At 51.4% G+C, this 26,235-nt stretch carries 24 protein-coding genes; 12 read left to right on the top strand and 12 right to left on the bottom strand.

Going from position 1 to position 26,235, the window contains the following annotated elements; genetic code table 11:
- The first annotated feature begins 167 nt into the window (after positions 1-167).
- Both efp and ACQ6WK_RS02235 read left to right on the top strand, forming a co-directional pair.
- The gene (gene efp, locus ACQ6WK_RS02240) at positions 168-728 is read left to right on the top strand and encodes an elongation factor P (RefSeq protein ID WP_432799115.1); all 561 of its coding nucleotides are present in this window, start codon (positions 168-170) and stop codon (positions 726-728) included.
- A gap of 249 nt (positions 729-977) precedes the next feature.
- The gene (locus tag ACQ6WK_RS02235) at positions 978-2,339 is read left to right on the top strand and encodes a hypothetical protein (protein WP_432799114.1); all 1,362 of its coding nucleotides are present in this window, start codon (positions 978-980) and stop codon (positions 2,337-2,339) included.
- On the opposite strand, the gene ACQ6WK_RS02230 is transcribed toward ACQ6WK_RS02235, so the two are convergent.
- Complete coding sequence (locus ACQ6WK_RS02230; RefSeq protein ID WP_432799113.1) at positions 2,336-2,695, bottom strand: hypothetical protein; 360 nt, start codon at positions 2,693-2,695, stop codon at positions 2,336-2,338. The two genes, ACQ6WK_RS02235 and ACQ6WK_RS02230, sit on opposite strands and share 4 nt — an antisense overlap.
- A gap of 62 nt (positions 2,696-2,757) precedes the next feature.
- Positions 2,758-3,093: a hypothetical protein gene (locus ACQ6WK_RS02225; protein ID WP_432799112.1), complete on the bottom strand. Its 336-nt coding sequence runs from the start codon at positions 3,091-3,093 to the stop codon at positions 2,758-2,760.
- 139 nt (positions 3,094-3,232) lie between these two features.
- Between ACQ6WK_RS02225 and ACQ6WK_RS02220 the strand changes: the two genes are divergently transcribed.
- A complete protein-coding gene (locus ACQ6WK_RS02220) occupies positions 3,233-4,042 on the top strand; it encodes a class I SAM-dependent methyltransferase (RefSeq protein ID WP_432799111.1) in 810 nt (269 codons plus the stop codon).
- Between the two features lie 22 nt (positions 4,043-4,064).
- On the opposite strand, the gene arsS is transcribed toward ACQ6WK_RS02220, so the two are convergent.
- Positions 4,065-5,123: an arsenosugar biosynthesis radical SAM (seleno)protein ArsS gene (arsS, locus tag ACQ6WK_RS02215; RefSeq protein WP_432799110.1), complete on the bottom strand. Its 1,059-nt coding sequence runs from the start codon at positions 5,121-5,123 to the stop codon at positions 4,065-4,067.
- Positions 5,124-5,443: 320 nt separating this feature from the next.
- On the opposite strand from arsS, the gene ACQ6WK_RS02210 reads away from it, so the two are divergent.
- Together ACQ6WK_RS02210 and ACQ6WK_RS02205 are read left to right on the top strand one after the other, a co-directional pair.
- Positions 5,444-7,051 (top strand): glycine--tRNA ligase, encoded by a 1,608-nt coding sequence (locus tag ACQ6WK_RS02210; protein ID WP_432799109.1) that lies wholly within the window; start codon positions 5,444-5,446, stop codon positions 7,049-7,051.
- A gap of 404 nt (positions 7,052-7,455) precedes the next feature.
- Positions 7,456-8,382, top strand: a complete 927-nt coding sequence (locus ACQ6WK_RS02205) for a hypothetical protein (RefSeq protein ID WP_432799108.1) — start codon at positions 7,456-7,458, stop codon at positions 8,380-8,382.
- A gap of 152 nt (positions 8,383-8,534) precedes the next feature.
- Here the strand turns inward: ACQ6WK_RS02205 and ACQ6WK_RS02200 are convergent, their stop codons facing one another.
- Positions 8,535-8,684 (bottom strand): hypothetical protein, encoded by a 150-nt coding sequence (locus tag ACQ6WK_RS02200; RefSeq protein ID WP_432800421.1) that lies wholly within the window; start codon positions 8,682-8,684, stop codon positions 8,535-8,537.
- Here ACQ6WK_RS02200 and ACQ6WK_RS02195 point away from each other — a divergent pair.
- Both ACQ6WK_RS02195 and ACQ6WK_RS02190 read left to right on the top strand, forming a co-directional pair.
- On the top strand, positions 8,628-9,422 hold the full coding sequence (locus ACQ6WK_RS02195) for an XrtA system polysaccharide deacetylase (protein ID WP_432800365.1): 795 nt from the start codon (positions 8,628-8,630) through the stop codon (positions 9,420-9,422). The two genes, ACQ6WK_RS02200 and ACQ6WK_RS02195, sit on opposite strands and share 57 nt — an antisense overlap.
- Before the next feature lie 141 nt (positions 9,423-9,563).
- Complete coding sequence (locus ACQ6WK_RS02190) at positions 9,564-10,580, top strand: NAD-dependent epimerase/dehydratase family protein (RefSeq protein WP_432799107.1); 1,017 nt, start codon at positions 9,564-9,566, stop codon at positions 10,578-10,580.
- Between the two features lie 81 nt (positions 10,581-10,661).
- Here the strand turns inward: ACQ6WK_RS02190 and rfaE1 are convergent, their stop codons facing one another.
- Together rfaE1 and ACQ6WK_RS02180 are read right to left on the bottom strand one after the other, a co-directional pair.
- Positions 10,662-12,158, bottom strand: coding sequence for a D-glycero-beta-D-manno-heptose-7-phosphate kinase (gene rfaE1, locus ACQ6WK_RS02185; RefSeq protein WP_432799106.1), 1,497 nt, complete (start codon positions 12,156-12,158; stop codon positions 10,662-10,664).
- Between the two features lie 145 nt (positions 12,159-12,303).
- Complete coding sequence (locus ACQ6WK_RS02180; RefSeq protein WP_432799105.1) at positions 12,304-13,854, bottom strand: oxaloacetate decarboxylase subunit alpha; 1,551 nt, start codon at positions 13,852-13,854, stop codon at positions 12,304-12,306.
- Between the two features lie 398 nt (positions 13,855-14,252).
- Here ACQ6WK_RS02180 and ACQ6WK_RS02175 point away from each other — a divergent pair, with 398 nt between their 5' ends.
- A complete protein-coding gene (locus tag ACQ6WK_RS02175) occupies positions 14,253-14,966 on the top strand; it encodes an acyloxyacyl hydrolase (RefSeq protein ID WP_432799104.1) in 714 nt (237 codons plus the stop codon).
- Between the two features lie 237 nt (positions 14,967-15,203).
- Positions 15,204-18,038, top strand: coding sequence for a leucine--tRNA ligase (gene leuS, locus ACQ6WK_RS02170; RefSeq protein ID WP_432799103.1), 2,835 nt, complete (start codon positions 15,204-15,206; stop codon positions 18,036-18,038).
- A gap of 56 nt (positions 18,039-18,094) precedes the next feature.
- Here the strand turns inward: leuS and ACQ6WK_RS02165 are convergent, their stop codons facing one another.
- On the bottom strand, positions 18,095-18,322 hold the full coding sequence (locus ACQ6WK_RS02165; protein WP_432799102.1) for a hypothetical protein: 228 nt from the start codon (positions 18,320-18,322) through the stop codon (positions 18,095-18,097).
- Positions 18,323-18,461: 139 nt separating this feature from the next.
- Here ACQ6WK_RS02165 and ACQ6WK_RS02160 point away from each other — a divergent pair, with 139 nt between their 5' ends.
- From ACQ6WK_RS02160 to ACQ6WK_RS02150, 3 genes are all read left to right on the top strand, one after another.
- Positions 18,462-18,986 carry a beta-class carbonic anhydrase gene (locus ACQ6WK_RS02160; protein WP_432799101.1) on the top strand — a complete coding sequence of 175 codons (525 nt, stop codon included), beginning with the start codon at positions 18,462-18,464 and terminating at the stop codon, positions 18,984-18,986.
- A 127-nt stretch (positions 18,987-19,113) separates the two neighbouring features.
- Positions 19,114-19,839 carry a helix-turn-helix transcriptional regulator gene (locus ACQ6WK_RS02155; protein ID WP_432799100.1) on the top strand — a complete coding sequence of 242 codons (726 nt, stop codon included), beginning with the start codon at positions 19,114-19,116 and terminating at the stop codon, positions 19,837-19,839.
- Between the two features lie 171 nt (positions 19,840-20,010).
- Entirely contained in the window at positions 20,011-20,769 is a 759-nt protein-coding gene (locus tag ACQ6WK_RS02150) for a PEP-CTERM sorting domain-containing protein (RefSeq protein WP_432799099.1), read from the top strand.
- An 88-nt stretch (positions 20,770-20,857) separates the two neighbouring features.
- Here the strand turns inward: ACQ6WK_RS02150 and ACQ6WK_RS02145 are convergent, their stop codons facing one another.
- From ACQ6WK_RS02145 to ACQ6WK_RS02125, 5 genes are all read right to left on the bottom strand, one after another.
- Positions 20,858-21,481: an anthranilate synthase component II gene (locus ACQ6WK_RS02145; RefSeq protein ID WP_432799098.1), complete on the bottom strand. Its 624-nt coding sequence runs from the start codon at positions 21,479-21,481 to the stop codon at positions 20,858-20,860.
- 110 nt (positions 21,482-21,591) lie between these two features.
- A complete protein-coding gene (locus ACQ6WK_RS02140; RefSeq protein WP_432799097.1) occupies positions 21,592-23,079 on the bottom strand; it encodes a flagellin in 1,488 nt (495 codons plus the stop codon).
- A gap of 153 nt (positions 23,080-23,232) precedes the next feature.
- Entirely contained in the window at positions 23,233-23,505 is a 273-nt protein-coding gene (gene csrA / locus ACQ6WK_RS02135; protein ID WP_432799096.1) for a carbon storage regulator CsrA, read from the bottom strand.
- 167 nt (positions 23,506-23,672) lie between these two features.
- Positions 23,673-24,122, bottom strand: coding sequence for a flagellar assembly protein FliW (gene fliW, locus ACQ6WK_RS02130; protein WP_432799095.1), 450 nt, complete (start codon positions 24,120-24,122; stop codon positions 23,673-23,675).
- 159 nt (positions 24,123-24,281) lie between these two features.
- The gene (locus ACQ6WK_RS02125; protein ID WP_432799094.1) at positions 24,282-26,231 is read right to left on the bottom strand and encodes a flagellin; all 1,950 of its coding nucleotides are present in this window, start codon (positions 26,229-26,231) and stop codon (positions 24,282-24,284) included.
- Positions 26,232-26,235: the final 4 nt, after the last annotated feature.

Genomic DNA, 26,235 nt, shown 5'->3' with positions numbered 1-26,235 from the left:
TAGAGCTCATAGCGTTTCCCACACAAAACACGAACAACTCACAATCCCGCCCCATTGATCAATCGCCCTTTTCCTGCGACAATACCCCACTCGCCAGTCCGCGAGAACCTATTCAACACAAAAACCAATACACGGGCCTCGCCCATCTGTTCACGCAGGAGTTAATCATGAAAGCTAACGAAATCCGCCCCGGCATGGCCCTGAACATCGAAGGCAATATCTGGCTCGTCGTCAAGATCGATCACGTCAAGCCCGGCAAAGGCCCTGCATTCATCCAAACCAAACTCAAAAACCTCCAAACTGGTGCCAACAACGAAAAACGCTTCCGCTCCGCCGAAGATGTTGATGGCGTCAACCTCGATCGCCGCGACATCGAATACCTCTACTCCGACAACACCGGAGCGGTCTTCATGGATATGGAATCCTACGAACAGTCCACCGTCCCCGCAGATGTCCTCGGCGACGCTCTCCTCTACACTAAACCCAATCAGCAAATCACCGGCCTTGTCTATAATGGCAACGTCATGTCGGTTGAACTACCCGCCGCAGTCGATCTCGAAATTACCGACACACCACCCGGCGTCAAGAATGCCACCGTCACCAACGTCATGAAAGAAGCCACCTGCGAAACAGGCCTCAAAACCCGTGTGCCGGACTTTATCAATCAAGGCGAAATGATCCGTGTCTCCACCGTCACCGGCGAATACATGTCACGCGTTAAAGACTAATCTGCTTCCACCTCGGAAGTCTGACAACTTCCAACCGCAAGCCCACTTACTCCGCAAGTGAAGTCACACACAACAAATGCTGCTTCAAAATAGATAAAACAGGTAACACGCGCAGGCTGCTTTTTATAAGCAGCCTGTTTTTATAGGCCATTCCACAAACTCTATCTCGCCCTATCCAAAAGCGCATGTATACTTCCACTGGAAGGCTTTATCGCTCAAATCAACAACCATTTTGATCCACGGGAACCCATGCGCGCACCGTTTGTAACAATTCTCTCCATCGTCACGTTATCCATCATTAGCATCCTCACACCACGTGATCTTGCGGCTCAATCATCACTGCGCACCGACCCCGTTCAAGCCGCCGAAGTTTACCTCAATCAAGTCCAACAAAACCTCACCCAACTTCAATCCAATCTCCCCACCATCACTTCCGCCGCAGAAACCGCCGCAGGAAAACTTCTCCACCCCAAATCCCGCATCATCATCCTCGCTCCGCCCGGCTTCGACCACGAACTACAAACCCGCCCCGGCGCCATCTTCCCCCACAAAATCGCCACCCAAATCCCAGAGAGCCCATCGCGAAACGACATCGCTCTACTCATTCTCATTCCCACCCAACCCGTTAACAATACAGCTGATCTCGATCAACTCCGTAAAACCTTCACCGCTCGAATCGAAACAGCTCGTACCCTCACAGCTGCTGGTTCTTCGGTTATCACCTTTACCTCTATTGCATGGTTAGACGGCCTCGAACTCGACCTCTCTGTCATCGCAAACTCCTCCGACATCATCGACCTCACACTAAACAATCCCGTCCCCACCATGCAGGCCCCTGATGCACTACCACGTGCCACCTCTACTCACCTCCTCCCATTGACCACCGCTGCACTCTGGACCTACAACACGGAACTTTTTGCGGCTTGCACCCGCCATGGCAAGCTCCCTGTCGCCCGCCAATCCTTCGAAATTGATACTCGTCAAAAACGCTTTTACCGCTACCAGAACCAATCTTTCCATCACGATCGTTGGCTTGATCCCATCCCCCCTCATAAACTGGGCAAAGCTTACATCAATCAATTAAAATCCCTTACCCGCGACCTTCAAACTGCCTCTATGAACGACATCCAACAATCTATCTATCAGATAGACGATGCTGTTCATCGAAACGCCACCATCCATCTCAAAACTGCCGGCCCGCTCCTCCCACACTTTATCCCACACAATAACATTCACCAAAACAACATCATCCTCGCATCCAACAACCTCACTTCCACAACACCTAACATCCAACCTTGGCTCAACAAAAACCCGCATCCCAATGATCTGATCATGGTACTTGCCGATCATCAACCTGCTTGGTCTGAAGCTTTCGGCGACTACGACGAACTTACCCGCCTGCATCAGACTCATGTCCCGATCATCTGGGCACTCGAAGCCTACAACACCTATCCCCACGAACTTGAGCCAACCGATATCCTTATTGACAAGTTTGGTTTCGTCGGCGATGCCCGCCTGAACATCCCCAACTACGACACTAACCTCGGCCCCACCTCCTCCTTCTCATCCCTACTCATTTACCACACTCTCCTCGCACCCTTCACTCACTAAAGCACGCCACCAGCTCTGATGGTTTGCAACAAAATCACAAGCATCAAAAACAGCAACGCAAGTGCAATCGCCTTCAGCCCCATCGCAATCAATATATGGTTAGGCTGCCCCTGCTTGACGATCCCCACCTCCCTAAGATCTGCCCCACACTCAGGACAATCAAACCGGCTTAACCCCTGCGTGATGTAACCGCATCCACCACACCGACCACTCGTGACATGGCTATCCTTCTTTTGCTTTGCATACCCCCAACACACCAACACAACGCCCACAAGTACCCATCCCGCAAACCACAAATAAAAGACATATGGGATCGATAACAACATCGCAATCAAGGATTCGAAGAAATCTGCCATATTCATCACTTTTAAAACGATCGTTGTTCGATCTCAACAAATCGCTTGTTACATTAGCCACGCTACGCATTCGCCGCAAGCAATATGAAAATAAAGATCAAAAAAAGAAAAGACAAACCAATCATCACCGAGCCCAAAACGACGAATCCCCGCCGACTTCGCCCCGGCTTGCCAATACCCACCTCTCTTAAATCAGCCCCACACTCCGGACAATTCAAACCGCTCAATCCCTTCACCAGATATCCGCACTTCCCGCAACCCTGCTCCGAATGACGGCGATCTGAAAAAATCAATCCAATCAACAACGAAAGTAATCCGGCTACTGTCGTAAGCACCCAAAAAATTAACATCACTACAAAAACCGTCATCACAAAATTTGTATGTATATGATTAGACATTATTTTACCCCATACACTTTTTATGGATTACATTGACGCCGTTGCGCACAAATCGCATATATACTGCTTCTATACCTTCATTGACGTTCCTGCAAGCCGTCCGTTTCACCTCTCTCACCAGAATGACTAAAATTCTTTTATGACCCAACCCACTCACAATCGCCTTTATCACGACCTCGCCTTCCTCTGGCCGATCCTCTCGCCACCCGATCATTACATCGCCGAAGCATCTATCATTCAAAGCATCATCGAAGATAAGCTTGCCGACCTTCTCGCTGATGCAGAAGTGGAAGGCACGCAACTCAATCTTACCGAACTTGGTGCCGGTGGCGGACACACCCTCTACCATCTCCAAGACTACTTCAATTGCACCGCAGTCGACCTTGCCCCCGACATGCTAGAAAACTGCAAGCACCTGAATCCCAACGTCAAAACCATATGCGATGATATGCGTAATTTTACCCTTGACGAAAAACAACACATCATCCTTATACATGATGCCATCGACTACCTCCTTACTGAAAACGATATCGCCCACACCCTCGCCGCGGCCTATCAAAACCTCACGTCCGGCGGAGTGCTCCTGCTCGCCCCCACCTATACCAGTGAAACCTTCGACACTGCAGATGCCGCCACCGATCGCCAATCATCCGAACGTTACGACCTCACTTACACCACCACGCTGATCGACCCTGACCCTACCGACCATCAATTCGAAATGCACCTTGAGTACCACATCACCGATCTTAAAAACGCTGAATCAAACATCGAACACGACATCCATGCCTGCGGGCTCTTCTCCAACCAAACATGGATGCAGCAACTTAAAAATGCTGGTTTCTCTGCCGAAATCGGTCGCTTCACGTCACTTGATGAAGACTACCCCATCGTTAACGACAACCACGACGAAGATGCCCCTTGGTCTCTCTTCATCGGCATGAAACACTAATCATCGCTTAGATCTACTCACGTCAACTCAGAGCACCGGTACATGACGATCCCGCGCCAGCCGTACAACCAAAGCAATGCGATCCCGTCTTGATATGTCGCCCTATCAGTTCATCCACCGTATACTGCCACAACTTTTTGCTTTGCGATTCAACAACATGTTCCTCTCCATACACACCTTCAAGTGGCATCTGCAACATCTGATTGAAATCACAATCATATACACTGCCCTGCCAGCCCACGCTCACGAGTGACCTGCACATCACCCCACTGACATTGCACGCGCTATGCGCTGCCTGAAGCTTCTCCATGTATCCATCAAACTCACCATCTCGCCGCAGTGCATGCTCAAACCGTTTGATCGGCATGTTCGTAATCGTCCACAGCTGATTAAATTCAATCCCCCAATCACCATGCAATCGCTGCTTGTATGCCTTTTCTAAATCCATCTGCCCTGATGGCAACCCATATCCCACAGGATTGTAAACCAAGTCTAAGCGTAAGTTAGACGATGCTTTGCCATATCCAAGTTCGTTCAGTTTCTGCAGCGCATGGATTGACCCATCAAACACACCCTTGCCCCGCTGCTTATCAACGTTGTCCTGCAAATAGCACGGCAGCGACGCGCTGATTTCCACCTCATGCTCCGCCAAAAATTCAGCCATCCCTTCATAGCCCGGCTCGAGCAAAATCGTTAGGTTGCAACGATCGATCACATGCAGACCGCGTTTTTTGATCTCAGTGACAAACCACTTGAAATCGGGATTCATCTCCGGCGCACCACCGGTCAGATCCACCGTCGCAATACCTTTATCAATACACGATCCGTTACCCGAAGTTTCAAGTGAGGGAATCGCATCGTACCAATCCAAAATTCGCTGCATCGTCTGGCGGGTCATGATCTCCGTCCGACTCGGTCCCGCCTCCACATGGCAGTGATGGCAGGCCAAATTGCACATCTTCCCCACATTGATCTGCAAGGTCGTCAACTGATCTCTTAACAATTGCTGCCCGTCTGCCGCTAATCTTGCCCCGAACAAATTCGGCTGCTCTGAAATCGGAAGATGTACCGTTTGTGTCATAACTTCTGTGTTTCCCATGCCTTGTAAACCCACACTCCTATCGACTTATTCCCCAGCACCACCACAAAAGTCACCTCGCCAGCTGCCCATGACATGATCATATCTCGCTCGCACACAACCGGATATGTGAATTGAGCTAGGATATGCCCCGCCTCCTGAATCCTGATAAAATCCCGGGCTACCCCCGGAAGTCATCCGACCTGAAATGCTTCTACCACCGGAAGCTTCTCACGGACACCAACGGGCAATGTTTATCCACCGGAGAGCACGTGGACACACGCCACTGCCTGCAAGTTCTCCCATACGCCAAAGGACATCACATGTCTGACACTAGCACACTCGCCCCTGAACAGAAATCCATGGAAGAACTCGTCTCGCTCTGCAAGCGACGCGGATTCGTCTACCCCGCCTCTGAAATCTACGGCGGCATCAACGGTTTCTGGGACTACGGCCCACTCGGCATCGCACTCAAAAACAACATCCGCGATCACTGGTGGAAACACATGGTCGACTGCCCGCCCATCGGACCCGACGGCGAACCCGTCTCCATCGTCGGACTCGATTCCTCCATCATCCAAAACCCCAAAACATGGGAAGCCTCCGGTCACGTCGGCGGGTTCTCCGACCCCATGGTCGACTGCACCGAATCAAAAAAACGCTACCGTGCTGACCATGTTCTTTGCGCAACAGCCAAGGCAGAAAAGAACGGCGAAGTTCGTGAACTCGGCTTCCTCGCTGTGCTTGATGGTGATCAAGCACCAGCCGACTTTGAAAAACGCGCCTCAAAACTCTGCAAAAAAACCGGCGGCGGCGAAGTCCTTCCCGTCACACATGATGACTTCGCAGAATTCCACACACTCCCTCGTGAACAACAACTCCTCGTCCTCGGGCCAGATGCCACCCAACCCGGCACACTCACCGAGCCCCGCGAATTCAACCTCATGTTCGAGACCTACGTCGGCGCGATTCGTGACGACTCTGCCAAAGCATACCTCCGGCCCGAAACCGCGCAAGGCATCTTCCTGAACTACAAAAACGTCCTCGACACCATGCGCGTCAAAATGCCCTTCGGCATTGCACAAATCGGCAAATCCTTCCGCAACGAAGTCACCCCGCGTAACTTCATCTTCCGCTCCCGCGAGTTCGAGCAGATGGAAATGGAATGGTTCTGCTCACCCGAAGACTCGCTCAAGTGGTATGAGTTCTGGAAGAACGAGCGCATGAAGTGGTGGGAATCGCTCGGCATCAATACCGACAACCTCATCTTCCGTGATCACGATGATGATGAACTCGCTCACTACTCCAACGCATGCGTCGATGTCGAATACAAATACCCCTTCACCGCTCCCGGGTACGGCGAACTCGAAGGCGTCGCACACCGCGGATGCTTCGACCTCACCCAACACCAAACACACGCCAAGACCAAACTCGAATACTTCGATCAAGACTTACAAGTCAAACTCCAAAAAGAAGGCGTCGACAAAGACGAGATCAAGAAGCGCACCCGCTATGTGCCAAATGTTATCGAACCCGCAAGCGGCTTGACCCGTGCGGTGCTGGTGCTACTCTGCGAAGCCTTCACACCGGACGAATCACGTCCTTCCAAGGTGTACATGAAGTTCAAGCCGAAGTTCGCACCCATCAAGGCCGGCATCTTCCCACTCGTCAACAAAGACGGCATGCCCGAAATCGCGCAAAAGCTCTACATGCAGCTCCGCGAAAAATTCACCTGCCAGTACGATGTCAAACAATCCATCGGCAAGCGTTATGCCCGTATGGACGAAGCCGGCACGCCCTACTGCTTCACCATTGATGGCGACACACTCAACGACAACACCGTCACTGTCCGCGACCGCGACTCACAAGAACAGACCCGCATCCCAATCGATCAGGTCGAAAGCTTCCTCGCGGAAAAGCTGTCGGATTGATCACATCGCAACCTGACAATCATCCCAACAACAGCAAACAGGCCTCCATACGAGGCCTGTTTCATGCGTATTTCGACCCTCGCAAAAAATAATTTCCTGTCAGGAAATCCGCTTTCGAACCTTGAGCCGCTGATTCTCCTAGCAAAATACGCACAACCCTAGCTATGCATCATTGCGGTTCTGCCGTCACCAAGCCTCCTTACCCTCATCCTCATAAATGTAGCAACTTACCCGGCTTACCCAACCCACCCGTTTCACCCACCCGGTCCACGACCTACACAGCCAACCCCTCACGTCCAAACCGCGCAAGCACCCATCATTTTTTTTGGATTAAACCGCTGAATCAGCTACAATTAAAGTGGTGTTAGTACATCTCCACGGGATACGAAGGAACGTCTTGTCACATGAAGCACAAGTTCGCCACAATTTCAGCATTGTCGGCAGGCATAATTGCCTCTACCGCCTATGCGCAAAATGCAGACTTTCAAACCATTCACTTTGAAACCATGAAGCATGGGCAAGTGATCGACCAGCCAGTACTCGGCGTCTCGATCGCAAGTATGAATCCGGATTCGCCTGCAAGCATTCATGACAGCACTGTGGAAAGCGCCAAGCATCCCGGCTTGCTCGGTCCAAATGGTATTGATGGCAAATGGGCTGGAGGCAATCTCAAAAACGACATTGTCCTCGGTAATGTTCTCGCAGGCTTCCACGACAAGAGCCAAGACGGCGCCGACATCAACTTTGAATTCTCACAACCCGTTGATTCTTTCGGCCTTGACCTCATCAACATCAAAGACGCCTCCGATGGTTCATACCTCCGCTTCTACAACGGCGATGAAGTTGTCGGCAAGCTTATGCTTTCCGACCTGATCGATCCGATCCATAACCTTTATGACCCTACCGTTGAATTTGGCAGCACCACCGCAAATCGCATCAAGCCCATCACTGCAGACGATATGGGTACTACTGAATTCACACGTGTTGAAATGCACATGAGCGCCGATGCTAGTGCGATCGACAACGTCACTTTCTCATTGGCCAAACCACTCAGTGCCATCTATCTTCAGCAATCAGCACCCGTCAACGCAGTCGAGTCTTCCTTCGGCTCCGGCTCAGCAACCTCACAACAATCCGCACCTTCACAAAACATCGAAAACCTTGTCGTCCTCACCAACATCGTTGGTACCCCAACCAGCAATCCAGATGACCCTAACAACCCTCCTCCACCACCGCCTCCCCCACCACCTCCAAGCATTCCATCGCCATCTGCTGCACTTGCCGGCCTCGGGCTTCTCGGTGTGCTTGGGCTTCGCAGAAAACGAAAATAACTAATCAATCTTACAACCCTCTGCATTACGCTGAGGGTTGTTTTTTTAGCCTAACCGCAGACTTGTATATTTCTCGTCCTATAACCATTCTCACCGCCAAGCCCCATAACCAGCCTCCCCGCCACACCGTCGATAAACCTTCTGTGACGACCTCACCCAAACCATCTCCGCACGCGCACACCGCGCCTTGCTGCATCAGCATTGATGTCGAGGAATACTTCCACATCGAAGCCGCGCGCAAAACAATTGCCGCCGATGATTGGCACCGATGGCCCAACCGCATTGAATGCCAGATGGACCATTTGCTCGACTTCTTCGCACAACACAACATCACGGCCACCCTCTTCATTCTCGGATACGTGGCCAAACATCATCCCGATCTCATCAAGCGCTGCGCTGCTGCAGGGCATGAGATCGCCTCGCACGGCTCCAACCATCATCGCATTCATCACCTCACCCCCGAACAATTTCGCAAGGACGTCCAGTCCTCCAAAGCTCGACTCGAGGACCTCGTTGGCTCACCTGTCCTCGGCTACCGCGCCCCGACATGGTCCATCACGCAAGATACCCTTTGGGCCCTCGACATCCTCCTCGACCTCGGCTTTGCCTATGACTCTTCCATCTTCCCGACCCGCCATCCGCAGTATGGCATCCCCGATGCGCCCATCATTCCAAACCACCGCACAACACCAGCTGATCGCGAAATTCTAGAAATCCCTCCTCTCGTCTGGCAATTCGCGGGCAAGAATCTCCCCGTCGCAGGTGGCGGATACTTCCGCCAATTTCCACTCAAACTCATGCGACTTGGTCTCGAACAGGCCGCCGCGCAGAATCGCCCTGCTGTCCTCTACTTCCACCCTTGGGAGTTCGATACAGACCTACCCCGTCTCCCCCTACCCCGACTTTCACGCATCCGAACCTACCGCGGCATCAATCGCGCTACAGCGAAACTCCAAACAATCTGCTCACAAAATCGGCAATACCTGCCCATGAACAGCCTTATCCCACAAAACCCCGCACAAATTGCGGTTTCAGCGTGAACCTCAGATAATCGCTGTCTTACACTTTGTTTTCCAGCCATTCGTTTGGCCGGGAAGCAAACCACGCATGCGGCAAAAAGCATCGGCAAGCCACACATATACTTCAACATCCTTGGCGGCAATTATTGCTCAGGAGATATCATGGCACTTTTGAATTGGGTAGAAAAACACGGCGACTTCTTTCAAGGCAAAAAAGCTGTCGTCACCGGTGGTGCAGGGTTCATCGGCTCACACATCGCGGAAGCACTCATCGATCTCGGTGCCACAGTTGTCATCATCGACGACCTCTCTGGTGGCGAAACGATCAACTTTGAATGCTTCAAAGACAAAGCAGACGATCGTCTTACCTTCATCCAAGACACCATTCTGAATACCGACATGCTTAAAGATGCGTTCACCGGCGTAGATTATGTCTTCCACCAAGCCGCGCTTGGCTCGGTCCCACGTTCCGTCGAACAACCTGTGCTCTACAACCAGGTCAATACCACCGGTACGCAAAACGTACTTGCAGCCGCAACTGAAGCCGGCGTCACCCGCGTCATGTTCGCCGCATCATCCTCTGCCTACGGTGATTCGGAAACACTTCCCAAAATCGAAAACATGCCGGTGAACGCGATGTCACCGTATGCTGCCAACAAAATCGCCTGCGAAGCGCTCATGAGCGCCTACGCAAAATGCTACGATATCGACACCGCCTCGCTCCGCTATTTCAATATCTTCGGCCCACGTCAAAACGCGAACTCCGCATACGCCGCCGTTATCGCTGCGTTTGCCAAAGCGCTCTCCGCCGACAAACACCCGCAAATCTTCGGTGATGGTGAGCAGTCCCGTGACTTCACGTTCATTGACAACGTCGTCCACGCCAACCTGCTCGCAGCACGCTCAGATAAAAAACTGAACGGCAACGTGATCAACATCGCGTGCGGTGACCGCATCACCGTGAACCAACTGGCCGCAAAAATGGCTGAAATTTACGGTAAAAACCAGCTCACCCCAGAGCATCTTGAAGAACGCGCCGGCGATGTGAAGCACTCCCTCGCGGATCTCACCAAAACCAAAGACCTCATTGACTACGAGCCGCAGATCACGTTTGACGACGGCCTCGTCCCCACTGTGAACTGGTACCGCTCAGAACTCGAAGGCACACCCGCCAACTAAAATGGCAATACAATCAAACAAAAAGACGCTGTTTGAGGCAGCGTCTTTTTTTATGTCTATTTGATGATTAGATCGACGCAGTTATTTCTTCGACTTCTCAATCAGATTCGTCGTAGATCGACCATCAACCAATTCAATCCGCATGACTTTTCCGCCGCGTTTTTCAACCACATCCCAGCCGACCACATCCTGCTTACGTTTATAATCCGCACCCTTGGTTAAAACATCCGGCTGTACTGCTTTGATCAATTCAAGCGGTGTATCTTCCCCGAACAATACGACTCCATCCACACAAGCCTGCGACGCGATAATGTGCGCCCGATCGTGTTCCTTCTGTACCGGACGACCCGGCCCTTTCAATCTTGTCACCGATTCATCTGTGTTGATACCAACAATCAGCGCATCACCACAGCGCCGCGATCGCTCCAGATAACTCACATGGCCAAGATGCAGAATGTCGAAACAGCCGTTGGTGAAAACAATCTTCTTGCCATTTTTCCGCAGCTTTTTAGCAAAACCAGACGCCTGCTCGCAGGTCATCACCTTGCGTTGATAGTCCGGCTCGCCGCCTCCAATCGCTTCGAGCATCTCTTGCCCAGTGACAGTTGCCGCACCGAATTTGGTCACCTTCACACCTGCTGCCACGTTGGCCAGCCACACCGCACGTTGCACTTCGGCCCCACCCGCCATCGCCAGTGCGATCACACTGATCACTACATCCCCCGCACCAGTCACATCGAACACCTCATGCTGTTGCGCGTGAACGTGTAGCGTTTTCTTGGCTTTGCCTTTACCGGTGATCAATGACATGCCGGCCGACCCGCGCGTGATGAGTACCTGCTGACACTTCACAGATTTTGCGATCTTGTCTGCTACTGCCTGCGCGGTAATGTCGTCAGTGACCTCGTCGCCAGTGACAAGCTCGGCTTCTTTTCGGTTCGGCTTCACCATCGTCACGCCGCGGTACTTGTGCCACTTCACACCTTTGGGATCGACCAATACAGGCTTGCCTTTGTCTTTCGCGCCTTCGACGGCGGCCTGACAAACATCTTCAGTCAACACGCCTTTGGCGTAATCCGAAAGGATGATCACGTCGGCCCACTTCGCAGCTGCCTTCACTTTGCTGGCAAGCTTTTTGAGCACCGCGCCATCAATCGGATGGCGGGCTTCTTGATCAAGGCGCACCACCTGTTGCTGCTTGGCGATGATACGAGTTTTGCGGGTAGTGGGACGATGCTTGTCGATAACAACAGCTGAACCATCGATCCCCATATTGGCCAGCTCATCCGCGAAAAGGCGGCCGTCCGCATCATCCCCGACCACGCTACACATGCGAACATACGCACCAAGCGCGACCAAGCATTTAGCTACGTTCGCGGCGCCACCGAGCATCCATTCCTCTTTTTTGACATCGAGGACAGGGACAGGCGCTTCCGGGGAGATCCGACCGATGGTGCCCATGATGTAAGCATCAAGCATGGCGTCACCGACAACCGCGATGCGCTTATCCAGGCAATTTTTCAGCAGACTTTCGACCTCGGAAAGGGTCGGTTCAACAAATGCGTCTCGTTCGCTCAAGGGGTAATCCTCGTTCTTTTTCAGGGATCATGGCCGCATTTGGCAGCTACGTCATGGTATCAGGATTCAGTGCCCGGATCATCCAACAAAAAACCGGACCCGCAGATGAGGGGTCCGGCGATGATTGGCTATGCCATGTGCGCGATTAGCTAACGGGTTGCTCACGTTTTTCGAGGAACTGCTTGGCCGGCATACCGAAGAGGATGATCAAGAGAAGATCGCGCTGTGATTTGATGAGATCACCGTTTTCGGCGTAAACCTTTTCGAGATCAATGTCATCAACAAAGTCAGCGGGACGACCGGTCTGGGGTGTTTCACCACGAGAGACAGCAGCAAGGACGTCGGGATCAACCGGGCCGGGGAGCTTGCCATATTTGCCCATCATCACGTCACGGAATGGCTCTGAGACAAAAGCGTATGGCTTGCCCTGCATGATATTGAAAGTAGCCTGCGTACCGACGATTTGTGAAGTCGGCGTGACCAACGGGAGGTAGCCGGCAGCTTTACGGACCTTAGGTACTTCATCAAGGATCTGCGGAAGCAGGTCGAGCTTGTTCTGTTCTTTAAGCTGATTGTAGAGGTTTGAGTACATGCCACCGGGGATTTGCGATTCGAGTTGTTTGCGGTCGGAAGCGGCGTAGCCCTGGTTGATCATGATTTCTTCGATGACATCAAGTGCCTTGTCGCAGGAGGCTTTATCCTTCTTGCGAAGCAATTCGATGGCTTGCTCAATCTGCTTCTTCATTTCGTCCGTGGGTTCAGCCGGCCAAGGGTTACCGAAGTGCTCGGGGTCTTTGTCGACGCTTTGCAGTTCGTGTCGGATCTTGCGGAGTTCCGCATCAATCTCCGCGGCATTGGAGAGATCAACATTCAATTCAATGCCGAGTGCTTTGGCGAAGTAGCCGATGAGTTCGGCAGGTGGCTGTGAGGTGCCGCCAGCCATGGGGCCGTAGGCGGTATCAAGGTTGTCAACGCCTGCGATCATGGCTGCGACATAGGAAGCAATGGCGAGGCCACAGGTGCAGTGCGAGTGCAGCGAAAGTTCGGTGTTGGGGAATTCTTTCTTCAAACCTTCAACAAGAGCGAATGCATCTGTGGGATGAAGGAGGCCAGCCATATCTTTGATGGCGAGCGAGTCGGCGCCGACATCCATGCAGCGGCGGGCAAAGTTGATGAAGTGTTCGTTGTCGTGGACGGGAGAGACAGTGTAGGACATCGCGGCTTCGGCATGGCCATCGAAAGTTTTGGTGGCCATGATGGCGGTGATGAGGTTGCGATGGTCATTAAGTGCATCGAAACACCGCATACGATCAGAGCCAGAACGAACAGCTTCTTTGAGAAATTCGCAAACAACGTTATCGGGGTATGGGTTGTAACCGAAGAGGTTCTGTCCACGGCAGAGTGATCGGATTTGGATGTGCTGTCCGGTTTTTTCCTCCACAGCATCGCAGTGTTCCCGCATGCGATCAAGACGATCGAATGGGTCGTCGCCAGTGAAGCGGAGAGCAGAGTCAAGCGTTGCACCACCCCAAAGTTCAAGGATACTGTAACCACGATCAGCGACAAGCGGCAGCACGCGCATAACTTGCTCTGTGCTCATCCGTGTAGCGAGCAAACTCTGGTGGCCATCACGCATGGAAGTATCGATCAGGTTTACTTTTTTGGACGTGTGGGACTGATCCAACTTATCTGCCATCTACTTGTTCCTTTAATCTTCAAAACTGCTTTAACCCACAGTATATCGTAGGACCATAACTTATCGCACCGACAAGATGACTTGCCTGCAATAAGTCCTCATCTCCAGACTTTATTGTTTTTTGGCACAGGCAGCATCTTGATTTACCAAATGGCTCCCCATTTTGCACGGCTTTTACCCATTCGGCAAATCGGTCCCGCTTAGCTATTGCACGATTGATCAAGCTGACTCATAATTTCATACAAATGCCTCTGTTTATCATTCGCAAACAGTATCGGCGTAGAACAAAAACATTCCAAATACTACCCGTTTAGCCGATGGAATATTTTGTATGCCAGAATGACTAGCTTTATTCATTGCAGGATGCAGCCCCGATTTAGTCACGGAGACACGACACTATGGACATTTTTTCCTTCCCATACCGATTGGTTACTGCCACGATGGCCGCTATTTTGATCCTCGGCGCTGGCGTGGCCCATGCGGATTCCAACTCAAATTCACTAATCTCACTGGACCTACAGAACCTAAAGCTGAGCAATCCGGCTACCCAAGCGGTAAGCCAGAGAGCAACTTATGATTTAAACATGGCCGCTCAAGACACACCGATAAAATCAGGCGACCCATTTGGCGAAGGCTCATGGACATTCCAATCCTATGCGTCCACAACCGTAGGCGACCCGGATCACGGCACAATTACCACCGCGCATTTTGGGTTTGGCTACTATTTTGTTGATGGACTTTCGATCAACTTCGAGCCACTGGTGGGCTATGTTCAAGCAAACTTTGAAGGTTTCGGCGGACATGGGATTGTCGGTGGGTTTGACCTGCTCTTCCGCTGGCACTTCTGGGGCATCGATCAGAACGAGACATTCTCAATCTACATGGATGGCGGAGCGGGCTTCGAGCTTTCGGATGTGGATTTCCCATCGGATTCACATCATGACTTTCGCCTGCTGGTTGGGTTTGGCCTAACCGCAAAGATCCCGAATACAGAAAACCTCCGACTCATGGCTGGCGCACGCTATATCCATATCTCCAACGCAAACACCTCTGACATCAATGACGGTTTGGATGCAGCTCAGTTGTATCTGGGTGCGATGCTGAATTTTTAGGGTAAGTAAATGAGATTGAACGATCTGACCGCAAGAATTGCCTTGCGGTTTTTTTGTGGATGGGAACCGGCATTCGGAGCTTTGTAGGCCGATTTAATATGCTTAGCAATAGGCCGATGGGATCAAAACCTGATATCCTATCACTGCTCCGGTACCGCTCTTGGGAGCTTCAAATGCATCTGTTTCAGATGCGAAGACCGGCTGAAATTAGTCACCCCAAACCCGCAGACTCAGATCATGAAATACAACTTCGCCGAGATTGAATCGCGCTGGCAGGCTTACTGGGCCGATCAGAAAACCTATGCCACCCCCAATCCGGGTGACGATGGTTTTGACCCCGCTAAGCCAAAGTTCTACGCCTTGGACATGTTCCCATATCCCTCAGGTGTGGGGCTTCATGTCGGTCACCCGCTCGGCTACATCGCTACAGATATCTACGCTCGGTACAAACGCTCGACCGGACACAATGTGTTGCACACGATGGGGTATGACGCTTTTGGATTGCCAGCCGAGCAGTATGCCGTTGAAACCGGCGTCCACCCACGCACCACCACCGAAGCCAACATCGAAAACATGACCCGGCAACTCCGCCTGCTCGGGCTCGGCCACGACACCGATCGCACCGTCGCCACCACCGACACCGAATACTACCGCTGGACACAATGGATCTTCATCCAACTCTACAACGCCTACTTCGACGAAGCTGATGGCAAAGCCAAACCCATCAGTGAACTCATCGGCAAGCTCGAATCCGGTGAACTAGAAGTCACCTTCGACGGCGAACTGATCCCCGTTGCTGCGCAAGGCGGCATGGGGCCGATTGGCGGCGACCCCATTGGCACACGCAAATGGCATGAACTTGATCCAGAGCAACAACAAAATCTGCTCGCTGAATATCGTTTGGTTTATCTGGCCGAAGTACCCGTGAACTGGTGCCCTGCCCTCGGGACCGTCCTCGCCAACGAGGAAGTCACCAACGAAGGCAAATCTGAACGCGGCAACCATCCCGTCTACAAACGCCCACTCAAACAATGGATGTTCCGCATCACCAAGTTCGGTGAGCGTTTGATCGACGACCTCGACATGGTCGACTGGCCCGAACCCGTCAAACTTTTGCAGCGTAACTGGATCGGTAAATCCGAAGGCGCTGAAGTTCACTTTCCTCTTGCATTCGGTACGGCAGAAGATGCGGAAGAGAACATCACCGTCTTCACCACCCGCCCGGACACCTTGTTCGGCGCAACCTACATGGTCCTCGCACCGGAACATCCGCTGGTAGATCGCCTTACAACCAACGACCAGAAGACTGCGGTCAAAACATACAAAGCAGAAGCAGAAGCAAAAACCGACATTGATCGGCAAAACGATACCAAAGAAAAAACAGGTGTGTTTACAGGGTCATATGCACTTAACCCAGTAAACGACGCCAAGATCCCAATCTGGATCGCGGACTATGTGATGATGGGTTATGGCACGGGTGCGATCATGGCGGTGCCAGCTCACGATGAACGCGATTATGAATTTGCGAAAAAGTTTGACTTGCCAATCATCGAAGTGATCGCCTCGCCAAAGGATCACGACATTCAAGAGGCCGCATGGATTGGCAATGGCGTAGGCATGAACAGTGAGAATGAAGAAATCTCACTTAATGGCCTTGAAGTTGCTGAAGCAAAACACACGATTATCGGTTGGCTTGAGCAGCGCGGCCTCGGCACGGGCACCATCAACTACAAGCTGCGTGACTGGCTGTTTTCACGACAACGGTACTGGGGCGAACCGTTCCCGATCCTTCACGGCGCAGAAGAAGCCAATAAGGGGATGATCCGCACGGTGCCAGAAGACATGCTGCCGGTGGAGCATCCGCACATGGAAGACTTCAAGCCGGTTGCATCCGACGATCCCGATGCACCACCACGACCGCCGCTGGGCAATGCGCCGGATGAGTGGAAGTATATTGAGCTTGATGGGCAGAAGTGGGTACGAGAGTTCAACACCATGCCACAGTGGGCCGGTTCATGCTGGTACTACCTGCGCTATTGTGACCCGAAGAATAATGCTGCTTTGATCGACCCGAAAATCGAAACCTACTGGATGGAATACCACGGCAATGAAGGCCAAGCCAAATGTGGCGGCGTCGATCTTTATGTCGGCGGCGTGGAACATGCGGTCCTGCACCTGCTTTACGCACGGTTCTGGCACAAGGCGCTTTATGACCTTGGGCATGTCAGCACACCCGAGCCCTTTGGTCAGCTGTTTAATCAAGGATACATCCAAGCCTACGCCTACACCGATTCCCGCGGTGTCTATGTACCTGCTGAAGAAGTTGAAGAAAAGGACGGCAAGTACTTCTACAACGGCGAAGAAGTCAATCGCGAATTCGGCAAGATGGGCAAGTCACTTAAAAATGCTATCGCTCCCGACGAAATCGCTGCTGAATACGGTACTGACACACTCCGTCTTTATGAGATGTACATGGGGCCGCTCGATCAATCCAAGATCTGGAACACCCGCGACATCGTCGGCGTGCACCGCTTCCTCCAACGCATCTGGCGAAACTTCTACAACGAAGACACCAGCGATTTCCTCGTCACCGATGATGCTGCATCTGACGACATCAAACGCAAGCTGCACAAAACGATCAAGCGCGTCACTGAAGCAATGAACACATTTGCCTTTAACGTTGCCATCGCCGCCATGATCGAACTCAACAACGATCTAGTAAAGCTGGATAAACTCCCGCGTGAAGCAGCCAATGATCTAGTCATCATGCTCGCGCCGTTTGCGCCGCACTTGTGTGAAGAACTATGGGAGAAGCTCGGCAACCAGCCATCGGTGATCAAGGCAAGCTGGCCGACTTATGATGAATCGCTGCTCGTGGAAGACACGATCGAATTGCCGGTGCAGGTCAATGGCAAACTGCGTGGCAAGATCAATGTTGCGGCCGACGCGTGCAATGAAGCGATCGAAGAAGCTGCGAAGAATCAGGACGATGTGAAAAACTTTATTGGCGACACCCCCATCCGCAAGATCATCATCATTCCCAAGCGGCTCGTAAACATCGTCGCTAAATAGTTGCAACGCCTAAATCGATCAATAGAAGCTCAGGTCGCCGCCTGAGCTTTTTTTGATTACCTGAATTTTGAAACACGCAAACACCGAACCCTGCCGCACCGTGAACACCAACCCAGCTTGCACTTACCTGCGCTGACGGCGCCCCGTCTGATGCCAAACTTGCCGAGATGCTCGCGCTTGCCACATTTTTTACAACGAATTTGCCAGCCGGGAGCGAGTCTCTCATACTTCTCAAAAGTAGATTCATCCAAGTGCGGGAAGGGACGTTCTCGATCCTGAGTCATCGCGATCTCCTTTCATAATACAGCATCTCTCTCTTCATTCTACATATCGGCATCATGCGGAATTAAGAAAAACCTCTGCAAAAACCGCATGATTGGCTCTGGTTTACGCACAGCCAAACGATCCTTACAATACCCCACCATGGAGAATACGAATATCAATACCGATCAATGGCTCACGAACAATAAGCACTATGTTGAGCAGCGCGAAGCTGGAACCGCCAGCGGCATTTCCTCTTCCATGCATACGGTGGTGATCACATGCATGGATTGCCGGATTATGATCGAGTCGGCGCTAGGCCTAAAGCCGGGCCAAGCATTTGTGATCCGCAATGCGGGCAACATCGTCACCGACGACGTGGTACGGTCACTTACACTGGCGGTGCAAACGGCAGGCATCCAAGAAGTGATGGTCATCGGACATACAGACTGCGCCGTCGGCAAACTCGATGAACCCGCCTTTAAAACCGAGCTACAACAACAATATCCCGAAGGTGTTAAGCATGATCTCACGCCAACATGCTTTCATGCGTTCAGCGATGTTTTAGAGAATGTGCGTAAGCAAGTCCAGACATTAAAATCCCACCCCTACTTTAAAAATCTATCTTCGATACGCGGCTTTGTTTACGATATTCGTACTGGCAAAATTTCTGACATTAACGAATAAGTACTTCGTGTATGCATCATTTCTTTCGTTATAATCCCGCATGATGAAAGATCGCCTGAACCAGATAGATTCTCTACACCATGATGATGTTCGCTTAATTGTCCGCCTGCTGAGCAAGATTGCTTGTATGAATAGCAATCTAAACGAACAACGGCGAGCTCTTATGGATGGGCTTTGCCAGCTCGTTGATGCTGACTATTGGATCTGGAACGTCATGAGCTTCGAGATCGACAAAACACCTCACGCATTTTCATCCATCCATAACATGCCCGAACACATCTTCACCGCAATGGTTGCAGGTAATTACGAACTTCCTAATAGCGAAATGAATCAACAGATTGCTGCACATACCGCGCTCGGCAAACACTGGACCCGCAAGCGTACTCACCTCGTCCCCCACAAAATCTTCGAAAATTCCGAGCTCTGTACCAAGTATCTCTCACAAACTAACATCGGCGACTCCATCATCTCGGTGTACCCAATTCAAGATGAACCGATGCTCGTTTCTGCCGGTAGCATTCACCGCGCCAATACTAAGCCTAAATTCTCGGATCGCGACTGCCTCATCTACCACATTCTCACCTCAGAAGTCGATTGGCTACACACACTCGAGCTCCCAAACACCAACGATCCGCAACACGCTCAACTCGCCCCACGGCTCCAAACCATTTTTGCCCTCCTAATGGACGGCCTCACACCAAAACGCATTGCCCACAATCTCAACCTCACCGAAAACACCGTTCGCACCTACATCCGGCAAATCTATAAACATTACAACGTCTCCGGACGCATCGAGCTGACCAAGCGTTTCACCCATGGCGACGGCAATCACACTCCACAGGCAACATCTTAAATCATTTTATACAAACGCTTAAAGCATTATTCCTGCGTCAGTTACAAGAACCTCTCAATTTTGAGATGTTGTGTTTTGCAATTCACATTACATAATTCACATCCGTGCGACACGGCTAACATCACCAACTCGCCTTGTGTTTTTATGATTCATTGAGAAAAAGGTATTTATATGAAAATTGCTAAAATTTCAATTAGAGCACTAATAACATCTTCTATCGCACTTGCTTGCTCAACTGTATCCTTCGCTGATATTGCCTTCATGGAAGGTGATTTCGATCCCGGTAGCTATAGCGACGGGCCAACAATCGTACGATTTGATCAAAATCCGGGAGCATCGTACTCAGCAACTTCATCGCAATTTGACACTCAAAATCTTGGCAAAGTGATAATTCAGATTTTTGATATGACAAGACCCACTGATGAATTTAACGTTGTGTATCAACCTATTTTTCTGACTGATTTTATTTATGATCCTACAACTGAGGGTGCCATCGCATCACTAACCGCTTCAGCAAAAACCTTTTCGCCTACAGGCACACCGCCATTTGTAGAATATGGCGTCATGCGTGTTGCGATCAAACAAAACAATAAAATTTACTTCGCAGGCATTGAAGGTTTCAGTACTGATGACGACACGGCCATACGAAATAAATCAGGCTTAATCGCTGAAGATTTCATTGAAATGAGCAATGGTTTTGGTGATCCTGATTCACATCCCGATTTTGCTGGTGATGAAATGCAATTTGGATTTACCGTATCAATGACAACTACTTTTTTACCCGCTGACACCCAAAGAATTCATCATGTAGGTTTTGATGATGTGACCGTCCGTATCGATTCTGCAGCAATACCGGAGCCTGCATCATTCGCACTACTTGGGCTTGGCAGCCTTGCGATGCTGAAAAGACGTATGCGATCTATCTCATAACATTGCTTATCACAACAGTCGCCACAATTTTGTATTGTGCACCGAAGAATAGCCCGCCACGTTGCGGGCTTTTATTCATCGGGATTAATCAACCACGTTGCGTAAGCTCGGGATGAGGCAAGCCGAGAAAATTGGCAAACATCAGTGGCCCTTCAAGTGTCAGAAAGGATTCGGGATGAAACTGAAGACCTTCCATCGGTGCATCTAATCCTTCACCAAAGACGCCGGGTTTAGCACGAAGGCCCATAATTTCATCTTCCTCGGTCCAAGCACTGATCTCATAATTCGCATCATCGAATGAATCACGGCGAATTACTAATGAGTGGTATCGTGTCGCGGTGAAGGGATTAGAAAGACCTTTAAAAATACCTTTACCATCGTGATGGATCGGTGAGGTTTTGCCGTGCATGATACGGTCGTTGCGTTCAACGATCATGCCGCCAGCAGCACCCATGGATTGATGTCCGAGGCAGACGCCAAGCATAGGCTTTTTACCTGCAAATGCTTTGATGATGTCGCAACTGATACCGGCTTCGTTGGGTGTACATGGGCCAGGGGAAATGATGACGTGATCCGGATCCAGTGCCAACGCTTCGTCGACGGTGATCTTATCGTTGCGAAATACGCGCAAATCAACGGACGGGTCCAGCTCGCCGATGCGCTGCACGAGGTTGTAGGTAAAACTGTCGTAGTTGTCGATCATCAAAATCATGATTCATAGCGTATCGGGCTTGGGAATCAGAGTCCAGCAGCGGCCAAAACTGACCCAAAGAAAAACCCGATCCGAAGATCGGGTTGTGTGTTTTAATGTCGTGTTCAGATCTATCCACCCAAGAGAGCGAGGACGTTCTGAGCCGAGGTATTGGCGATCTGCAGAGTATTTGTGCCAGCCTGCTGAAGAACCTGAGCTCGCGAGAGCTTGGCGGTTTCCTCAGCAAAGTCGGTATCGCGGACTTGCGATTCAGAAGCAGTCAGGTTCTCAAGAGCAACCTGAGACGATCGCAAGGTGGTTTGCAGAGTGTTCTTTTCGAACGCGCCGATACGACCTCGCAGAGAGGATATCTCTGCGATAGCAGCATCGAGAATGCCGTCGGCGAAGCGTGCCTGGTCGGCGGTGTCGGTGCCGGAGACAAGGGAGTAGATCCCACCGGAGCGCATCTGTGATAAGAAGCCTGTCGAGGAGTTGCCGAGGTTTGAGGCGGCGACGGATTGGATGCCGAAGCCAACTTTTTGTTGCGAGGTAACGTCGGGACCGATTTGGTAGGTCGCGCCGCCGCCGTTGATATCGAACGAGTAAGTTTGCCCGGTGATCTGGGCGGCTTGCTTGTCGAGGGTCATCTCAAGATTGAGTGTTGAGGTTCGCAGGGCAAGATTGATGCCATCGCCCACGGCAAGGTTACCGTTGATGAGTGCGAGCACATCAGCACCGACATCTCTGCCGGTTTCATTGCCATCGGGTGCGTCGACCGTTGCGAAGGATTGATTCTTGTCTGCATCCAAACGGTTGACCGAAACAAACTCATCTGTGCCGAAGCCGAGCGAGGTGATTTGAATGGATGACGCGTTAACGATCGATGCGGAAACACCGACGGCGTCACGGACGGAGTTAATGGCGAAGGCAACGGCGGAGGTTGGCGTGTTTGAGGCGAACTCAAAGACTTCGACGCCGATGGGGCCGCGGACTTCGAATGAGATCGAAGACAGCAAAGCAGATCCGTTGGTGGGTGCGCCCGCGCCGCCTGTTGCAGAGAGGAAGAGCGAAGCGTTTTCGGCGGAGTTGAGCACTTCAACCGTCACTGGGACAGAAGTGTTGGTGCCGAAGTTCACGCCTTGAACGGTAAGGTCAGTGATTTGCGAGCCGGTGACGCCTTCGGTGATGTAGTCAAGCGATCCATTGAGAAGCTTGAGTCCTGCGAAGGAAGTTGTGTTGGCGATACGTGTAATCGAATCAATTGCAGAATCGATCTGCAGCTGGTTTGCCTTGACTTCGTCTTTGGAGAAGGCGCCTGTGTTGGCGGCTTCGAGGACGAGAGATTTCATCGATAGCAGGAGTGAATTGATTTCCTGCAGTGATGACTCGGCGGTAGCGATTACGTTCGAGGCGCGTTCGACGTTGTCGATGGCTTGAGAAACACCAGCGATTTCAGAACGAAGTCGTTCGGAAACAATCAGACCTGCGGGGTCGTCGGCACCTTTGTTGATTCTTAGGCCGGTCGAAAGACGTTGCAAACTGGTTTGCAGACTGGCGTTGGTGCCTTGAAGTGCGTTTCTCGCAATGAGAGATGAAACATTTGTATTAATTCTGGACATTGACAATCCTCCTTGATTGTCTTTCCGAGCGTTTGCTCGGAGTCAGCTGACGCTGAGGTGTTTGTCGTACCCGGGTGAAGGTTTCATCCTTGAAACTGAGGGAGATCCTATTCCACTTGTCACCCTGGGGTGGGCGTATGCCCCTTTCCTGATTTATGAACCATTTTGGTTATGACGATGCGTGGTGAGCTTATCGATTCTTCCACGCAGATTTTTGTCCGCGACATTAAGATCTTCAACCTGGACTTGAGCCGCTTCGGCATTTTCCCGCTTGATGGCTTCATAAACCTCTTTGCGATGCACCTGAACTTGCCTTGGTGCGTTGATGCCGAGTCTGACTTTATCTCCACGGATGTCGACGACGGTGATTTCGATCTCGTCGCCGATCATGATCGTCTCGTCGCGTTGACGGGATAGCACCAGCATGGTGTGAGGCTCCTTCCTTGGGCCGTTTTTTACCCGCATGCATCCCTGCACCGGGTCCCGTAACACTACTCGCTCTAATGATGTCGAGGCTAACTGAATTAACCTAAGCGCCAATTAGACGCTCGAGACGACAAACACCATCATGCGAGACGATGAAGCGTAATGACTTACGCGCTAGCAGCTTTTTGCATGTTCGAGCCAAGCTCGATCAGCGGAACACGCGTAGTGAAACGCCTGTCCGAAAGCACAAGCTGCTCGCCCGTTCGTTTGCCAACATGCACAACCAATGGACCTTGAAGGTTGCCGGTGAGCACGTTGTCACGCTTGTTCACGATCACAAATACTTGTGCCTCGTCGACCGAGTCCATACCCATCTCCCGCATCTGATCCTCACGAAGCGGAACACGATAGGTTGGCACGAACAGGCTTGGGTCTGTCACGACAAACGCAAGCTCTGGCATCTCGATCGATTGCAGCCACCAGAAATATGAATCCTGGCCAGCTTCAATCAGAACATAGTGACGATACTTGGGGAATCCTAAGAGTCCCTTCTCGAAGCTGATGACCCGCGAGTCGTCAACTTCGATCTGTCCAAAACGTGAGGTGTTGATCAGCATGATCAGTTTCCTCGAATCGGCCATCCATCCTGGAATCTAATGAACCCGTTACTCCAACGGGCTTGAAGACATCCTGTCTTCAGAAGCATCTGTCAAAAGGCCGTCGTAATGACTGATGCTGCGCGTCTTTTGCGCCTACCGCGCAAAGTTATGCTCAAACTAACGCAGGAAATTTAAAAGGCTCTGCTGGAAGTTGGATGCCCCTACCTGCAATGCGGCCTGCAACTGAGTCTGCAAGAGCTGATACTTAGTGATCGACTCCGTAAAGTCCGCATCTTGCAGCTGTGACAGCATTGATTTCTCGGCAGTTCCCAATTCCTTGGACCTTTCCTGCTCTAATGCCACTCTCTGAGCCTCGACACCAACTGCGGCGCGGGCGAGAATGACTTGATCATTCCTCTTCTCCAGTTTATCTCCAGCAAAGATGATGCCAGACTCGTCGTTATCACGAAGAGATTTTGATAAATCCATTAAATTTGTGAAAAGCGAGTCCACGACCACCTTCGCATTGTCCTCGGAAGTGATCGTGCTTCCCGCACCACCGTCCGCCACAAACCCAAGATGTGTTGCCGCTTGGGATGTGCCGAGGTTGGTGATCGCAAAATTCGAACCGCCAGCTGTGTTATCTGTAAAGACCACACCGGTGCCGGTTGTTGCAAAACCAATATTAAAATCGCCCGGCACAGTCGCCCCCGCAGCGGTTGCTGCCGCATTCATGCGGTCAATCACATCTTGTATTGTTACCGCTCCGGTCACATCCACTTCAAAAGTTGTGCCGTCGTGAAGCTGAACCTGGAAATCGTTCTCGCCCACCTTAGTCTCAACGCCCAACCCTTCGCGGAAGCTGGCAAGTTCAGTTTGTTCACTGAGGGTGGAGATGCCGAGGTCACGTGCGGTCGTGCCACCGTTTTCGCCAACGGTTAGACGGAGGCCGGAGACTTCTGAGACAAGATTAACGCCGTTGCCAGCCTGGTTGATTTCCAAACGCACGCCAAGATCAGCCTCTGCAACGGTGTTGATGAGATCTTGAATCGTGTTGGCGCTGGAGAAGTCGATGGTTTTAGTCGTGCCACCTTGCGTGATCTGTAAACCGGAGGTTAGGTCGACTGAAGCGCCCAAAGCCGAAACGAGGGTGGTTTCGGTCAGACGTGGCTTGGTTGATGTGCCCGCCACAGTCGTTGACGCTGCGGTGAGATCCAATCCGAGATCAGACGCCGTCTTACCCGCACCAAGATTTTGAATGGAGATTGTATTACCAGCCGTGGCGGTGAGTGCGAAGCTTGGACCGGACAGTGAAACCGAACCCGCTACTGGATTGATATCTGCAATCGCCTGATTGATCCGCTGCGCGACATCGTTCACTGTGTCTGCGTTTGAAAGATCGACTTGTACCTCTGAGCCATTCACGTTGACAACCACAGTGCCTTTGCGGATACCTTGATTGAGTGCACCATCGAGGTCGTTGAGATTGGTGGCTGAGGTAAGTCGTACCTGCAAGTCGGTTTTTGATTCAACACGCGAGGACAAGGCACCAAAAGATTCGATGCCATTGGAAGTGAAGGTTTGCCCATTGATCGTGCCAACGGAAGCTTCAAGGTTTTGATCACCACCAACATAACGGATACCGCCAAGGAATTCTTCGAAGACATTGCCACCCTTGACCGCGCCGTTGTTGCCGCCGAAAAGTGAGATGCCGTTGTATTGCTGATTGGCAATATTTAAGATTGATTGCAGATGCTCATCGATGACAATCGCTTGATCTTTACGTGTATCTGCATCTGAACCGATGCCAATCTGCGATGATGCGATGGAGATTGAATTGGTGAGTGTGGTCGTCACCGAACCAAGCGCATTGTCGGTGGTATCGAGAATGCCGCCGGTTTGTTCGAGATTCAAATCCCATTGCACACGGGCATTGACAGTTTGCTGCAACTGAAGAATCGCAGATACAGAGGATGATCCTTCCGAAGGCGCGCCGTATTTTTTGCCGGTGCTGACTTGCTGCTGAGCGCGGAATAGCTCCAGCTGCGTGCGCTGAAGATTCTGTTGCAGCGTTTGCATCTGCAACACCGTGGTCGTTCTTGAATTGATGGGGCCAAATCCGCTCATAACT

It is taken from the genome of Poriferisphaera sp. WC338 (assembly GCF_050931845.1).
Classification (GTDB): Bacteria; Planctomycetota; Phycisphaerae; order Phycisphaerales; family Phycisphaeraceae; genus Poriferisphaera.
The sequence above is the reverse complement of the archived record's forward strand: the minus strand, read 5'-3'. Positions and strand labels throughout refer to the sequence as shown.